The organism is Wocania ichthyoenteri Th78 (assembly GCF_000789235.1).
GTDB lineage: Bacteria > Bacteroidota > Bacteroidia > Flavobacteriales > Flavobacteriaceae > Wocania_A > Wocania_A ichthyoenteri.
Map to the genome: position 1 here is coordinate 3401803 of NZ_KN525716.1, position 16986 is coordinate 3418788.

At 33.0% G+C, this 16986-nt stretch carries 9 protein-coding genes; all 9 read left to right on the forward strand.

Going from position 1 to position 16986, the window contains the following annotated elements; all coding sequences use genetic code 11:
- The 9 genes from RG22_RS14820 (at window position 1) to RG22_RS14860 (ending at window position 16926) form a co-directional block, all read left to right on the forward strand.
- On the forward strand, window positions 1-1287 hold the full coding sequence (locus tag RG22_RS14820; protein ID WP_052143768.1) for a glycosyl hydrolase family 17 protein: 1287 nt from the start codon (window positions 1-3) through the stop codon (window positions 1285-1287).
- Between the two features lie 4 nt (window positions 1288-1291).
- The gene (locus tag RG22_RS14825; protein WP_034044668.1) at window positions 1292-2299 is read left to right on the forward strand and encodes a glycoside hydrolase family 2 TIM barrel-domain containing protein; all 1008 of its coding nucleotides are present in this window, start codon (window positions 1292-1294) and stop codon (window positions 2297-2299) included.
- A gap of 4 nt (window positions 2300-2303) precedes the next feature.
- Window positions 2304-3803 (forward strand): glycoside hydrolase family 30 protein, encoded by a 1500-nt coding sequence (locus RG22_RS14830; RefSeq protein WP_034044670.1) that lies wholly within the window; start codon window positions 2304-2306, stop codon window positions 3801-3803.
- Window positions 3804-3805: 2 nt separating this feature from the next.
- Window positions 3806-5446 carry an MFS transporter gene (locus RG22_RS14835; RefSeq protein WP_034044672.1) on the forward strand — a complete coding sequence of 547 codons (1641 nt, stop codon included), beginning with the start codon at window positions 3806-3808 and terminating at the stop codon, window positions 5444-5446.
- Between the two features lie 21 nt (window positions 5447-5467).
- Window positions 5468-6352, forward strand: a complete 885-nt coding sequence (locus RG22_RS14840) for a glycoside hydrolase family 17 protein (RefSeq protein WP_034044674.1) — start codon at window positions 5468-5470, stop codon at window positions 6350-6352.
- Window positions 6353-6380: 28 nt separating this feature from the next.
- Complete coding sequence (locus tag RG22_RS14845) at window positions 6381-9689, forward strand: VCBS repeat-containing protein (protein WP_034044675.1); 3309 nt, start codon at window positions 6381-6383, stop codon at window positions 9687-9689.
- Between the two features lie 388 nt (window positions 9690-10077).
- Window positions 10078-11868, forward strand: coding sequence for a T9SS type A sorting domain-containing protein (locus RG22_RS14850; protein ID WP_081997742.1), 1791 nt, complete (start codon window positions 10078-10080; stop codon window positions 11866-11868).
- A gap of 360 nt (window positions 11869-12228) precedes the next feature.
- On the forward strand, window positions 12229-13245 hold the full coding sequence (locus tag RG22_RS14855; protein WP_034044678.1) for a LacI family DNA-binding transcriptional regulator: 1017 nt from the start codon (window positions 12229-12231) through the stop codon (window positions 13243-13245).
- A 69-nt stretch (window positions 13246-13314) separates the two neighbouring features.
- Window positions 13315-16926: a glycoside hydrolase family 38 N-terminal domain-containing protein gene (locus RG22_RS14860; protein WP_034044680.1), complete on the forward strand. Its 3612-nt coding sequence runs from the start codon at window positions 13315-13317 to the stop codon at window positions 16924-16926.
- Window positions 16927-16986: the final 60 nt, after the last annotated feature.

Consider the following 16986-nt stretch of genomic DNA (forward strand, 5'->3'; position numbering starts at 1 on the left):
ATGATATTAAAAGGTTTACATATTAGCAAAATAATAGCATTACTAACGCTTTTTGTTTTAATAATTGGATGTGTAAATAAAACTAAAAAGGAAACAAAAAATCAAGTGGCAATAGAAAGACAGATAACAGCAAAAGATATTTTAGGCAACCCAGATTATTTGGCTATTTCTTACGGAGGTTACAGGCAAACGTCGAGGGATATTCAGCCCACTATTGAAGAGCTTAAAGATGACATGAAGATTCTTGCCGCTTTGGGTGTTAAAATGTTACGGACGTACAATGTGCAATTGCAACAAGTACCAAACTTATTGAAAGCCATTAGTGAATTGAAAAGTGAAGATTCAAACTTCGAAATATACGTTATGTTAGGGGCGTGGATAGATTGCCAAAATGCGTGGACAGACAAAGCGCCCAATCACGATGTTGAAAGCGAACAAAATGCTGGAGAAATAGATAGAGTTGTAGCATTGGCAAACAAATACCCAGACATTGTAAAGGTAATTGCGGTTGGTAACGAAGCTATGGTACGTTGGGCAACAAGTTATTACGTGCAACCCAGCGTAATTTTAAAATGGGTAAACCATTTACAAGATTTAAAGCAAAAAGGAAAAATTTCTAAAGATATATGGATTACAAGTTCCGATGATTTTGCATCTTGGGGCGGCGGCGATCCAAGTTATCGTACACCAGATTTAGAAAACATAATTAAAGTAGTAGATTATATTTCAATGCATACTTACCCTATGCACAATTCTCATTATAACCCAGAATTCTGGAGGGTTCCTCATAATGAAATTGCGTTATCAGATGCTGAAAAAATTGAAAGAGCGATGCTTCGTGCTAAATTATTTGCTGTTAATCAATACAACGAAGTTTCAAAATACATGAAAAGTCTAGGCGTAAATAAACCTGTGCATATTGGCGAAACAGGTTGGGCTACACTTTCAAATGGGCATTATGGCGCAAACGAATCGAAAGCAGCAGACGAGTATAAGTCTGGTAGATATTATCAACTTATGAGAGATTGGACTAACAAAAACAATATTTCATGTTTTTATTTTGAAGCTTTTGATGAGCAATGGAAAGATGCTAAAAACGCACTAGGTTCAGAAAATCATTTTGGACTTTTTAAACTAAACGGTCAAGCTAAATATGCGCTTTGGGATTTGGTTGATAAAGACATTTTTGAAGGATTAACTAGAAACGGACAACCCATAACAAAAACCTATAACGGCAATAAAAACGCTTTAATGAAAGACGTTTTAGTGCCACCAATAAAAGAATAAAAAAATGAAAAACTACATCGTTTTATTTTTAATATTTTGTGTTTTTACCTCGTGCAAAAATGAGGTTCAAACAGATGTGGTTGTTGTTAACAAACGTCAAATTCTTGTAAACGGTTCACCTTATATTATAAAAGGTATTTGTTATCATCCCGTTCCTAAAGGAAGTAATAAAACAGATTTCAGCACTTTAACTCAAGATTTAGCTTTAATGGTTGAAGCTGGAATTAATACCATTCGCGTTTATGTGCCTATTGATGATAAAGCAGTTTTAGATGACATAGATGCCGCTGGAATTAAAGTGATTATAGGCTTTGGATACGATCAGGATGGCGTTTTTGATATAAAATCGGGAACATGTATCGATTATGTAAACAAGTATAAAAACCATCCATCCATTTTAATGTGGGAATTGGGTAACGAATACAATTATCATCCAGAGTGGTTTGAAGGCGATATGAAAAATTGGTATAAAGCCATGAATGATGCCGCAGCATTAATTCATAAAAACGATTCTAAACATCCAACAACCACAGCACATGGCGAGTTACCAGATGCATTAGCATTATCAATGAGTCCAAATATTGATGTTTGGGGAATGAATGTGTATCGTTGGGATAATCCATCAAATATTTTTACCGAATGGGAAGCTGTTAGCAACAAACCCATGTATTTATCCGAAGCTGGTGGTGATAGCTACATGACCATTTCAAAGGCAGGATTTGAGAAAGGCATAAATGAAAAAGCACAGGCTGCTGCCAATAAAAATATTTTAGATAAAATTTTTGAAAACCAAGAGGTTTGCTCTGGTGTCACCATGTTTTCATTTACAGATGGTTGGTGGAAAGCAGGAAACCCAGACAAGCAAGACATTGGTGGTTGGGCGCCCAACAGTAGTGGCGTACCTTACGATGGATCTCCAAACGAAGAATTTTGGGGAATTGTTGACATTGATAGAAACAAAAAAGAAACATACAGTGTTATAAAAACCAAATACACTCAGTTAAAACAATAAACAAATGAAGCAGCGTAATTACATAATGGTTTTTATGATTACGATATTACTATCAAGTTGTAATACGGAGCATAAAAAGATGAATTTTGAAGTATACGAAACCTCAGCTAGCGGTAATAAATTAACCAGAATTACAGAATTTAAAACAGCTGAAAGTCTAGTTAATATAACTTTAAAACCGGAACAAACGCTTCAAACCATTACAGGTTTTGGTGGTTCTTTTACAGAGTCTTCAGCTTATTTATTAAACAAGTTGAGCAAAAAAAATCGCGATACTATTCTACAGGCTTATTTTGGTGAGGAAGGCGCTCGTTATTCATTAACAAGAACTCACATTAGCTCTTGCGATTTTTCATTAAATAATTACACCTACGCATCAGTTGAAGATGATATGGAGTTAGAAAACTTCTCAATCGATGACGATCGTGATGATTTAATTCCAATGATAAAAGATGCGATGGCAATTTCAAAAGATGGTTTTAAAATTATAGCCTCACCTTGGACAGCGCCACCATGGATGAAAGATAACAAAGCCTATGTTGGCGGAAAATTATTGCCAAAATATTACGATACATTCGCCTTGTTTTTTTCTAAATATATAGACGCTTATAAAGCTGAAGGCATTAATATTTGGGGTTTAACGCCTGTTAATGAACCTCACGGAAATGGTAATAATTGGGAGAGCATGCATTTTACTCCTGAAGAAGAAACAGATTTTGTTCAAAATCATTTAGGACCAAAGCTAGAAGCAGATAATATGGGAGCAGTTAATATTCTTGGTTACGATCAAAATAGAGCAGGCTTAAAAGAATGGGTCGATGTCATGTTTGCTACAGAAGAATCTTCAAAATATTTTGCTGGTACTGCAATCCATTGGTATGAGAGTACTTATGATTATTTCCCTGAGGCTTTACAATATGCACATAACAAAGCACCAAATAAATACTTAATAGAAACCGAAGGCTGTGTCGATTCTCAAGTTCCTGTTTGGCAAGACGATGCTTGGTATTGGAAAAAAGAAGCTACCGATTGGGGTTGGGACTGGGCATCTGAAGAAGATAAACATTTGCATCCTAAATATGCACCAGTAAATAGATATGCTAGAGATATTATTGGTTGTTTAAATAATTGGGTAGATGGTTGGGTAGACTGGAACATGGTATTAGACAGACAAGGTGGTCCAAATTGGTTTGAAAACTGGTGTGTCGCTCCGGTAATTGTAGACCCAGAAAAAGACGAGATATATTTTACACCATTATACTATACCATGTCACATTTTAGCAAGTATATAAGACCAGGTGCCAAAGTGATTTCGCATGAGAATTCAGACGAAACACTTATGGTTACTGCTGCTAAAAACCCAGATGGTTCAATTGCTGTTGTATTATTTAATGAAGGGGATACAGCCAAAAGCTTTGCATTAAATCTTGGTGAAGACACTGTGCATATCAAAATAAGTGAAAAGGCAATTCAAACGATTTTAATACCAACTAAAAGCTCATAATTATGTCAAAAATCAAAACTCCGAAGAGAGATAAAGTCCCTTTTGGACAAAAAATGGCCTTTGGTTCTGGGCACTTAGTACTAAATTTATTACCAGGAGCTTTAGCGGTTTTTATGTTTTTTTTGGTAACGGCTTTTGGAATGGATCCATTTTTAGCGGGTTTGTTGGGTGGCTTGCCTAGAATATTCGATGCGCTTACTGACCCAATAATGGGTTTTATTTCTGATAATACCAAATCAAAATGGGGACGACGACGACCTTATATTTTTATTGGAGCTATTTTTAGCGGTATACTGTTTGCGCTTTTATTCCAAATGAGTGAAGACAATTCAGTCATGTTTAACTTTTGGTATTTCCTATTGATGTCTTTATTGTTTCTTGTTGGAAACACTATGTATGCCACGCCATTAGTAGGTTTAGGATACGAAATGACTTCTGATTATAATGAGCGCACTCGCTTAATGGCATTTGCAAATACTGTTGGACAAATTGCTTGGATGCTTGTACCTTGGTTTTGGGTGGTTATTGCAGACCCTACCGTGTTTCCTTTAAATGAAGAAACATTAAGAACGATTGGAGAAATGGGGCTTTCAGGAGATGAATTACAAAAATTAACCAACGAAAAATTACAAGGGACTGGGGTTCGTAATTTATCTCTAATGGTTGGGTTATTTTGCGCTTTGCTTGGAATTTTACCAGCTCTATTCTGTAAAGGAATTGATGCAGGGAAAATGGAAAATAGAAAAGAAATAGGTCTTAAAACATTATCATCTAGCTTTAAAGAATTATGGGAAGGCATAAAGGAAGTGTTTAAAAACAAACCTTTTATGAAATTGTGTGGGGCAACTTTTTTAGTGTTTAATGGATTTCAAATGGTAGCTTCATTCAGTTTTTTCATCATTGTATTTTACATTTATAATGGAGACTATGGTCTAGCCAGCACGTGGCCAGCTTGGTTTGCTTCACTCACCGCAGTAGTTACTGCCTTTATGGTTATTCCAATTATTTCTCGTATTGCAAATAAATGGGGAAAGCGGAAAGCTTTTATTATTTCAACAGTCATTTCTATTATTGGATATATACTTAAATGGTGGGGCTTTGATAATGCATTAAATGAGCAATTCAATCAGACAAGTTTTGGTAAAGGATTAAACAGTTTTGTAGTATCAATATTTGATGCAATCAATCCTTTTTTAGACAGCATTGGTATGTCATGGTTTAGTATGGATACCAGTCAAGGTGGTCCCTGGCTAATGTTCTTGCCTATTCCACTTATGGCTTTTGGTTTAGGGGGCTTATTTACCTTAATGATGAGTATGACTGCTGATGTTTGTGATTTAGATGAACTTGAAAATGGCATGCCTCGTAAAGAAGGTACTTTTGGTGCCATATACTGGTGGTTTGTAAAGCTAGGGCAGGCAATTTCTTTGGTACTTGGTGGAGCCATATTAAGTTTAGTTGGTTTTGACGAAGGTGCTGTGACTCAAACAGCAGAATCTATGACAAGGTTACGAATAGCTGATATTATTATACCAGCTTCCACGGCTGCTATAGCTGTATGGATTATGTGGAAGTATAACTTAAATGAGGATAGAGCAAGAGGGATAAAGGCAGAATTAGTAAAAAGAAGAGGAGAACTTTAAGCATTTTAAACATTAGAAACCATGTCGTACAGAGCAGATAAAATAATGGCATTATCAGGAGTTAATCTTGATAATAAAACCACAAAGGGATTACAAAATATATTCAATAGAGTATTAAAAAACGGCATGCATGGGTTAGGCTTTAGTCCTTATGAAGAAGGTCAAGAACCAGGGACTCAAGTGACTGAACAGCAGATTAGGCGACGAATGGAAATCATTAAACCTTATACTAAATGGATTCGTTCTTTTTCATGTACCGATGGAAATGAACTTATTCCAGTAATTGCTAAAGAATATGGTATTAAAACCTTAGTTGGTGCTTGGTTAGGTGATGATGCTGAAATAAATAAAAAGGAAATAGCAGGTCTTATTAAACTTGCTAAAGATGGTTATGTTGATATTGCAGCAGTTGGCAATGAAGTAATGTACAGAGGTGATTTAACCGAAGCAGAACTTTTAGATTTTATGCGTCAAGTAAAAGAAGCTATTCCAGATATTCCTATGGGATATGTTGATGCTTATTATGAGTTTACAGATCGTCCAAAAATCACAGAAGTCTGCGATGTTATTTTAGCAAACTGCTATCCGTTTTGGGAAGGTTGCCCTTTGGAATATGCTTTTATTTATATGAAAGAAATGTATAACCAAGTTGTAAAAGCAGTAAATGGTAAAAAAGTAATTATTACAGAAACTGGATGGCCAAATTTAGGATCGAATTGTAAAGGTTCTCAGCCCTCATTTGAAAATGCGATAAAGTACTTTATTAATGCACAACAATGGTCTCAACAAGACAATATAGAGATGTTTTATTTTTCATCTTTTGATGAATCTTGGAAAGTTGGAGCCGAAGGCGATGTTGGAGCTTATTGGGGAATTTGGGATAAAGACGAAAAGCTTAAATACTAGTTGTAATTGTAAAAAAACAAAAAAATATATGACCAAAATAATTAAAGCAAAACCTCTATATAGCGTTTTATTAGTAATTATTTTTGTTGTGTTATCATGCAATAACCCTAAACGCGACCTTTACCCTGAAACACTAATAGGTGGATTAGAATTGCTTTCTTCAGAAAAAACAGGTATAGATTTTAATAATGCCATTAAAGAATCTAAAACGGTAAATCACTTATACTATAATCAGTTATATAGTGGTGCTGGCGTAGCTATTGGAGATATTAATAATGATGGATTGCCAGATATATTCTTTTGTGGTAATCAAGTAAACGATAGATTGTATTTAAATAAAGGTCATTTTCAGTTTGAAGACATTACCAAAAAATCTAGAGTAGCTATAAACCCAGGTTGGTCTTGGGGTGTTACCATGGCAGATGTTAATAACGATGGCTACTTAGATATTTACGTTTGTAGAAATGGCGAATCTATGAAACCCGAAGAGCGAAAAAATCAATTATATATAAACAATCAAGATTTAACATTTACCGAATCTGCTATGCTTTATGGACTAGCTGATGCTGGATTTTCTTCACAAGCCGTTTTTTTTGATATGGATAACGATGGTGATTTAGATTTGTATCAAGTCAATCAACCACCAGATTCTAGACTATTTAAAAGGTATATAAATATCCCAAAAGAGCGTTATAAATTTTATACAGATAAGTTGTATAAAAACGAAAACGGAAAATATGTTGATGCTTCAAATACTACTAAAATTTCTAAAGCACTAGCTTACGGATTAAGTGTAAACGCATCAGATTTTAATAATGATGGTTGGACAGATTTATATGTTGCAAACGATTATGACGAGCCAGATTTTATGTATTACAATAATGGTGACGGAACGTTTACCAACGTTATTAATAATACGCTTAAACACATATCTAGATTTAGTATGGGTACAGATACAGGCGATATTAATAATGATGGGTTTATGGATTTGGTAACCTTAGATATGGCTGCGGAAGATCATTATCGCTCAAAAACTAACATGAGTTCGATGAATGAAGAAGAGTTTAATAAAACGGTTAGCCAAGGGAAACACTATCAATATATGGCGAATACCTTGCAAGTTAATACGGGTGTTGGTACTTTTTTTGATGTTGCAAATATGGCAGGAATTGCTAAAACAGATTGGAGTTGGGGCAGTTTGTTAGTCGATTTGGATAATGATGGTTGGAAAGATTTAATAATATCTAACGGCATAAAAAAAGATATTAGAAATAATGATTTCTTAACAGGTTTACATAAAAAATTAGCAACCGATTCTAAAGATTTTTTTGGAATGACAAAGGATGCACCTTCCGAACCTTTGTCTAATTATGTATATAAAAATAATGGCGAATTAGTTTTTGAAAAAGTTACAAAAGGATGGGGTTTTGATGCCACTAGTTATTCAAGCGGAATGGCTTATGGCGATTTAGATAACGATGGCGATTTAGATGTTGTAATAAATAATATGGAAGCTGAAGCGTTTGTTTATGAAAATAAAGCAACAGGAAATTTTTTAAAAATCAAATGCGAAGGAACGGATGATAATAAATTCGGTTTTGGTGTAAAAGCTACAATACATTATAATAATAAAACGCAAATATCAGAAAACACGGTAACTCGTGGCTATTTTTCTTCAGTTGAACCAGGTATGTTTTTTGGTTTAGGAAAAGATATTTTAATAGATAAAGTTGAGGTGGTATGGCAAGATGGAAAGAAAAATGTTTTTAAAAATGTTGATGCCAATAGAACGTTAATCGCAAAATATTCAAAAGCAGAAAAAGTATTAGAAAATAATAATATCAAAACCAAAGCACTATTTTCAAAGTTAAATGCTTCAAGTATTGGTATGCCTTTTATTCATAAAGAAAATAAATTTGATGATTTTAAAAAGGAAATATTATTGCCTCATAAATTATCTCAAAACGGACCATTTACAACCATTGCCGATGTTAACGGAGATGGTTTAAACGATATATTTGTTGGTGCAGCAGCGGGAGAAAGTGGCGTGCTTTATATTCAAAAAAAACAGAATGGATTGTTCTCTAAAAGTTCTTCACAACCTTGGGAAAATGATAAAAATTCAGAAGATTTGGGCTGTTTATTTATTGATATTGATGGCGATAATGATAAAGACTTATTTATAGCTAGTGGAGGAAGCGAGTTTGCCAGAGGAAATGCAATATTAAAAGATAGACTCTATATAAATAATGGTTTAGGTGAATTTGCAAAACTGGATAAAGCTTTACCCTATATTTACGAAAGTTCACAATGTGTAAAAGCTTCAGATATTGATGCAGATGGCGATTTAGATATATTTGTTGGAGTTAGACTTATACCTGGTAAATACGGATTTCCTGCAAGCAGCTATTTGCTTATTAATGAGAGCGGAATTTATAAAAAAGCACAAAATAGTACAGCTCCAGATTTACAAAATATTGGTATGGTAACCGACGCAGTTTTTACTGATGTTGATAATGATAAAGATGATGATTTAATATTAGTAGGTGAGTGGATGCAAATTACCGTTTTGGAAAATAACAATGGCGAATTTAGTAATATTACTGAAGAACTTGGTTTAGGTGATTCTAGAGGTTTGTGGTGGTCCATTACCACAAGCGATTTAGATAACGATGGTGACGAAGATTATATTATTGGAAACCTAGGAAATAACAACAAATTTAAAGCTTCAAAAGAACATCCATTCAAATTATATGCTAACGATTTTGATAATAACGGAACGAATGATGTCGTACTTTCAAAGTTTTATAAAGACGATTATGTGCCATTAAGAGGGCGAGAATGCACCAGCCAACAAATGCCTTTTGTGGCAGAAAAATTTAAGGATTATCACAGTTTTGCATCCTCAAAATTGTTAGACATTTTGCCTGAAGATAAAGTAGATGATGCCGTTATCTACGAGATAAATAGTTTTGAAAGTATAATTTTAATAAATGATGGTGGTAAACTTATAAGGAAATCACTACCAATACAGGCACAAGTTTCTCCAATAAAAGCATCATTAGTTTTAGATGTTAATGGCGATGGAAATAATGATATTATAACGGTTGGAAATCACTACGGAGTAGAAGTTGAAACAACACGTTACGATGCAGGAATTGGATCGGTATTTTTAGGAGATGGAAACAATAATTTCAGTTATGTAAAACCTTCAGAAAGCGGATTTTATGTGCCGGATGATAGTAGAGATATTAAAATTCTCGAGCAGAGCAATAAAAACTTAATTATTGTAACAAATAACAGTGCTCCATTATCCTTATTTAGTAATAAAAAATAGCTATATATTTTATTCAAAAATTGAGTAACCTTTCTCGTAATCATTCTTTATTCAAGGTAGAGAGAGGTAACAGTTTGATATGTAGTGATATAATTTCAGTTTTTGCCACTACATAACCCATACAAAATAAAGAATTTAATACAATGAAGCTTTTTTAGAAAACATATTGAACCTTAAATCCTTTCATTACAAAGGGTTTTTGATAAGAGTTTAGGAAATATTAATTTTTATTGCATTGTATGCTTTTTGTAGTGTTGTTAAATAAGGGTTTAGCAATAATTCATCTATATATTTATAAATATCACAAATCAGTTTTTTGTTTCACTTCAATAGAAGCATTTATGAATACTGGTTTTGTTACAATATTAATTAATCCTTAAACTAAATTATGATGAAAAAAATTACTTTAATGTTTACCCTTTTAGCAGCCTCATTTGGGTATTCGCAATCACTCCCTTTTGATTTTAGTGATCTTGCTCATTTAATGGGAGGCGACGGAGGAACAGTTACTAGCTTAACAACCGACCCTGATAATATGAGTGATGATGTTATGCAAATTATAGGTGCAACTGCTGCGTGGGATAATGCACAAATAGAGTTTGCAAAGAATGTAGATCTTTCAGACGATGCTAACAATACAATTACCTTTAGAATTAAACCTATTAATAATACAGGTAGTGGAAATCATTTATTAAAATTTGAATTAGGTACTACTGCAGATACCCAATTAGAATTTACCACAACAGGTACTGCTTGGCAAAACATAAGTTTAGATTTTCCTTCGGGATTAGGAAATTATGGTAGAATGGTGATTTTTACAGATGCCGCTGATGCTAATGCTAGTTTTTCAGACACCTATTTAATCGATGATATTGCTGGTGGAACAAATGTAGCACCTCCTGCAGCCCCTGAAGCTTTTTTACCAATAGATTTTAGTGATGCTTATGAATTGTTTAGTGGACAAGATACAGTTACTAGCTTAACAACCGATCCTGATAATGCGAGCGATGATGTTATGCAAATTATAGGTGCAACTGCTGCGTGGGATAATGCACAAATAGAGTTTGCAAAGAATGTAGATCTTTCAGACGATGCTAACAATACAATTACCTTTAGAATTAAACCTATTAATAATACAGGTAGTGGAAATCATTTATTAAAATTTGAATTAGGTACTACTGCAGATACCCAATTAGAATTTACCACAACAGGTACTGCTTGGCAAAACATAAGTTTAGATTTTCCTTCGGGATTAGGAAATTATGGTAGAATGGTGATTTTTACAGATGCCGCTGATGCTAATGCTAGTTTTTCAGATACCTATTTAGTAGACGATTTCGCTGGTGCAACAAATATTGAGCCTTTAGTGCCACCAGCGGCAGCACCTAAACCAACTACTACAGTAGCAAACGTTTTTAATATATACTCAGACACTGGCGGATATACTGGCGGCTTTGATTATGCTGGGGGTTGTTTTGGTGCTCTAGGAGGAGAGCCGGATCTTGATACAAGTGCTGGTACAAATTTAGCATGGGAGTTTGATTTTGGTGCCCAAGGTTTTGGGTGTACAAACTCTTCAACTGTAGACGTTTCTAATATAGGAGGTTCGCCTATTGCTTATGTTAGTTTTCAATATTATACAGATAATGCAAATGATTTTTATATAGATATGATTAGTGGCCCTGGAGGATCAACTGTAGAATCCTTTTACTATATAGGAACTAATCTTGCTGGAGATGCGCCAGCTGAAGACATAGCAATTGTACAGGGATCATGGCAGCATGTTATTATTGATATTTCGGAATTTACTAGCCAGACTTTTGATCCAACCGAATTATTTCAATTCAAATTTGATGTCTATTCAAATCAAGGTCCAGGTACTTTATATATTGATAATGTTATGCTAAGTAGTGTTGCACCTTCTTTAAACACTAAAGATTTCGAGTTAACAGCATTTAAAGCATACCCAAATCCAACGCAAGATAATTGGACGGTAAAGTCTAAAAGTCAGAATATAACATCTATTCAAGTGTATGATATTTTAGGTAAACAGGTATTATCGTTTTTACCTAATTCGAGTGAAGCTAATATTAATGGGATTGATTTAAAAGCAGGATTGTATTTTGCGCAAATAAAAACAAATAATAATTCACAAAGTATAAAACTTGTAAAAAAATAATAACAAGGTTGTACTGCCCTAAGATAAGTCGATTTGTTGTCAATTTATTTTAGAGCGGTACATAATAAAAACCCCAGGTAAATTTATCTATAGACTTTTAGTGGAGTCAAAGGAACAAAAGTTAAACTATTTTGATGTAGACTTAATAGTTTTTTTAATATATTAATACAAATACTAAATAAACACAACTAGATTAGGTAAATTCGTAACAAAAAGTAGAACAAATATTTTAAGACTTTTACGTTTAAAGTTATTAGATAAATATATTTGTTTTTCTTTTTAAAGAAGTGTACTTTTGAAGAAAAGAATGGGACTCCATTCTTTTTTTGAAGATTTAACTAAACCGATTTAGTTTTTGTTTTGAAAAAATTATATTTAAAAGATATCGCTCAAAATTTAGGTCTTTCTAAAACTACAGTTTCTTTTGTTTTAAATGGAAAAGGAGATGAGAATAAGATAAACATTAATACTCAAAATAAAGTTTTGGAGTATGCAAACAAGCATAATTATAAACCAAATCAATTAGCTAGAGGGTTGAGCCGTGGTAAAACAGAAACAATTGGCTTAATTATTCCAAACATTTCAGATACGTTTTATGCCAAAATTGCTGGTAGTATAGAAAAAAGAGCCAAAGAGTTTGGATATACAGTTGTCTTTAGTAGTTCAAATGAAAATGCAGCTGATGAAGAAAAATTGATTCAGTCTATGTTAAATCGTCAAGTGGATGGGTTAATTATTGCATCCACTCAGCAAAATCAAAAAGATATTGAGTTACTTATAAAGATGAATTTTCCATTTATTTTAATTGATAGACATTATCCAGAAATTGAAACTAATTATGTGTTAGTTGATAATTTTGGTAGTGTAAAAAAAGCAACAGAACATTTATTAAATCTAGGGAGGCGAAAAATTGGTTTTATATCATTAAAATCCGATTTAGAAGCTTTAAAACAGCGACTTTTAGGATATCAAGAAGCATTAGTTGAAAATAATATCAAAACAAGTTATATCAAAGAATTAGGTACAGATACGTACAAAGAGGAAATGAAAAAGGCTGTAAGCGAACTAATAAAGTTTCCTAATACTGTAGATGCTATTGTGTTTTCAACGCACTATCTAACGGCTTTGGGAGTTAGAGAACTTAAAAATAATAATATTAAAATACCTAGTGAAGTAGCGATAGTTAGTTTTGATGAATTAAGTGCTTTCGATTTGGTAGATCCTCCAATAACATCCTTAATACAGCCAGTTAATAAAATAGGTGATGCCGCAGTTGAGATTTTATTGAAAGATATAGAAAATAAAAAATGTTCGGTAGATAAAAAAGTAATATTAGAAACAGGATTTATGATTAGAAAATCTTGTGGAACAGTTTAATATTTAGCATTAAACTAAACCGATTTAGTTTTAGTGTTAAAAATAATAGAGAATTAAAATTTGTTAAATATGAATACCTTAAAAAAATGCCTAAAACCATTGTATGGAAAAATTAGTTTAATTATTCTATGCTTGCTTTCCCTAAGTATAGGAGCGACAGAAAAAAATAATATTTCAATCAATAGCGTTAATGGAGTTAAGCCATTGCACGGTGGTGGAGGTCATAGTCATATTTATGAAGTAAATACAAAGTACAATTTATATAGTTTAAGTAAAAATGATATTGAAGGTTATAGTGAGAAAATTTCAGGAAGAGATTATACCTATCAATCTATAAGAGAAGATGTTACCAAGGCATTGATTTCTAGAGCTTCTGACGGGAAATTGGCTTTTGAGGTTTTATTAAACAAAATTCCAGAGAATTACACTAAAAAGGAAGTTTCCTTCTTTTTTTATTCCAATATCGATTTAAATATTAGAGAACCCTTTGATCTATTTATAAACGACAATTTAGCAATTACATTTATAGCAAATGAAGACGGGACTTTAAAAATATTAAATAATCCAGTTAATGCAATTGCTGAATACATTTTAGTAAAAAGAGACGAAAATAAAGATGGTGTAGGTGCTTTTAGGTTAACGGTTCCAACAGAATTAATAGGGAAAGGCAATCAGGCTAAAATGAAAATTTTAGGGCATAAAAAAGGAAGTCGTTCTTGGTTTATGATTTTTAAAACAAATAATGTGCTGGAATGGCTAAAAATTTCTGCAAAAAATGAAGCAGCATTTAGCATTAAACAAAGCGAAAGTGGTTTGCATATAGATGCTCCTGCACATTTTGGAGGAAAGACTGTTTATATAAAAAGTGATGGTAAGACAAGTAAAAAAGCAACATTTAAAACGTATGGTAATTTAGCAAAAGCAACTATTGAAATTGATGCGCCAAAAGAACATTTCAAATTATTTTATGGAGATGATGTTGTTGAGGTAACTTTTGAAAACAAAAACGGAACTTGTACTATATCTGATGTTATTGGAACTTTTTTTTATCATTATAATATTCAAAATAAAGGGAAGTGGACAGCAGAAATAACAAAACTGTACGAGCCTTCATTATTTAATACTTATACAGACTTTTTTGATAAAAAACACGAAGATGGAACAGTTTCAATCGTAAATTCAAGCCACCAAGATATTGCTTGGATGGACAGGCCAGAAGTTTGTATCATTCTTAGAGATACACTTGTATTAACGCCCGTTATAAATGATGCTTTTATAAAAGAAGATTACGGTTTTGATATTGAAGATGGTTTAATGTTGAGAGAATATGTAGATAGACACCCAGAGTCTGTCGATAAAATTACAACACTACTAAATAAAAAACTAATATCGGTTGGAGCCTCTTACAATTGTCCTTATGAAGATATGTATGATGCCGAAGATTTAGTACGTCAGTTTTATTTAGGAAAAAAATGGGTGAAGAAAACGTTTGGCGGCTACGATTCTAAAGTATATTGGAATGTAGATGTTCCTGGAAAAACCATGCAATTTCCACAAATTTTGAAAAAAGCAGGTGTAGATTATATGATTATAAGTCGTCACGGAAAAGGCATGTTTAATTGGGAAAGTCCAGATGGAAGCTCTGTTTTTACTTATTCTTCTGGTCATTATGGTGATGATTTTGTACAACTTTCAAAAGATTTAACAAATAAAATAAAATATGGTGCCGAACAAGTAACCTATTGGAGTCAATATTATAAAGACAGTAAAACAGTAACACCTTTATTGTCTAGTTATGATATGATACCAGCAATAGATTATACCGATTTTGTAAAAGCTTGGAATGGTTTTGAAAAAGTAAAGGATAATAACAATAAGGAAATTCCAGTGTATCTGCCATCTATGGATATAATGACGTCCGATGAGTTTATGCCACTGGCAGAAAAGAACGCAACAAGTATAGAAACCATAAAGGGTGAAAGACCAAATGTATGGGTTTATATTCATGGACCTGCACATCACGAAGCCATTACAGCAAGTAGAGAAGCTTCAAAATTATTACCAGCGGCAGAAAAGTTTTTATCAATAGCCAATACAATGGATCCTGCTAGGGCACCATACCCTTTTAAAGAATTTGATGAAGCTTGGCAAGCAAAAATTTATCCAGATCACGGTTGGGGAGGTCATGATGGTGATATTACAGACGATTTGTTTAAAGCCCAGTTTGTAAAATCTAGAACAATGGGTTCTAAATTATTAAATAAAGGAACCGATTTTATTGCAAATAGAATAAAAACCAAAGAAAGTTTAGGAACACCAGTGGTACTATTTAATAGCCTCTCATGGGAAAGAACAGACCCTGTAACAGTTTCTGTTAATTTTACAAAAGGAAAAGCAAAGAGTTTAAACGTAGTTAATTCAAAAAAAGAAAAAATAGCATCACAAATTGTAAAGGCAGAATACTTTGATGATGGTTCTATAAAAAATGCTGACATTGTTTTTATAGCTAAAAACATCCCTTCAATTGGATATAAAACGTTTTATATCCAACAATCTTTAGAAACACCTAATTCAATAACTAAAAAGGTAAGCACTTCAAACTATGAAAATGAAGCTTATAAAATTTCTTTCGAAAAAGGGGGGATTGCTCAAATTTATGATAAAGAGCTAAAAAGAAATCTTTTTAAAACCGATAAATTTAAAGGAGCAGAAGTTTTTACATTGTATTCTAATGGAAATGGAGCAGGTGAGTTTGGAGATATACAACAACCTTTTATGCAAGATTTCGACAAGGTAAGTACACACAATCCAACTTGGGAAATTGTTACAAACGGTAATGTTTATACTACGTATAGAATTAAACAACCTATTTTACACGCCATTGTACAACAAGATGTCACTATTTATCACGAGCTTAAAAGAGTGCTTTTTGAAACAGAGTTATTAAATTGGGACGGCACGTTGTATCGCGAATTTAGAACCGCTTTTCCAATAGCTATAGATAATGCATTAGTAACGCACGAAGTTCCTTTTGGTTCGGTTAAAGTTGGTCAAGATGAAATTCATACTGCTGGAGATAGATATACAGCACTTTGTAAAGATGTGCATCCAAGAGCCATTATGGATTGGTTTTCTGCTTCAGATGATGATATGACGGTTACATTAAGTTCTTCTGTGGCTGCTGTAGATTGGATTGATCCAACATCCGATAACAGCGATACAGTTTTACAACATTTATTATTAGCCAGTAGAACGTCTTGCCATTGGGAAGGAAATGAGTATTCGCAAGAAGGTAGTCATAGTTACCATAATATCCTTACCTCAAACAAAACAGGAGATGTTTCAGGAAAACAAATGGCTAAACAGCATAACGAACCTTTACACGTAACTGTTTTTCCAGATAAATCTATAAATGCCTTTTTGCCAGAAACGGCAAGTTTTTTCAATATTGATAAAGAAAATGTTATTGTGTCAACAATAAAGAAAGCCGAAGATACCGATGAGTTGGTTATTAGAATGTTCGATACGGAAGGTGAAAATTCTACGGTCGATTTAAAATCATACTTTAAAATTAACAATTTTAAGCAAACAAATATTATCGAAGAGAATCCTGTTCCAGTAAAGGATTTGAAAGTTTCTAAATATGGAATAGAGACATTTACTTTTAAAACTAAAAATTAACCATTTAACTATAATTATGAAACATTCATGATTAGTAGTTTAGTTACACAAAGAAATGAT

Excerpts from the sequence above, each read along its gene's own strand:
- RG22_RS14820 (WP_052143768.1), top strand. The coding sequence starts at position 1 with ATGATATTAAAAGGTTTACATATTAGCAAAATAATAGCATTACTAACG.
- RG22_RS14825 (WP_034044668.1), top strand. The coding sequence starts at position 1,292 with ATGAAAAACTACATCGTTTTATTTTTAATATTTTGTGTTTTTACCTCG.
- RG22_RS14830 (WP_034044670.1), top strand. The coding sequence starts at position 2,304 with ATGAAGCAGCGTAATTACATAATGGTTTTTATGATTACGATATTACTA.
- RG22_RS14835 (WP_034044672.1), top strand. The coding sequence starts at position 3,806 with ATGTCAAAAATCAAAACTCCGAAGAGAGATAAAGTCCCTTTTGGACAA.
- RG22_RS14840 (WP_034044674.1), top strand. The coding sequence starts at position 5,468 with ATGTCGTACAGAGCAGATAAAATAATGGCATTATCAGGAGTTAATCTT.
- RG22_RS14845 (WP_034044675.1), top strand. The coding sequence starts at position 6,381 with ATGACCAAAATAATTAAAGCAAAACCTCTATATAGCGTTTTATTAGTA.
- RG22_RS14850 (WP_081997742.1), top strand. The coding sequence starts at position 10,078 with ATGATGAAAAAAATTACTTTAATGTTTACCCTTTTAGCAGCCTCATTT.
- RG22_RS14860 (WP_034044680.1), top strand. The coding sequence starts at position 13,315 with ATGAATACCTTAAAAAAATGCCTAAAACCATTGTATGGAAAAATTAGT.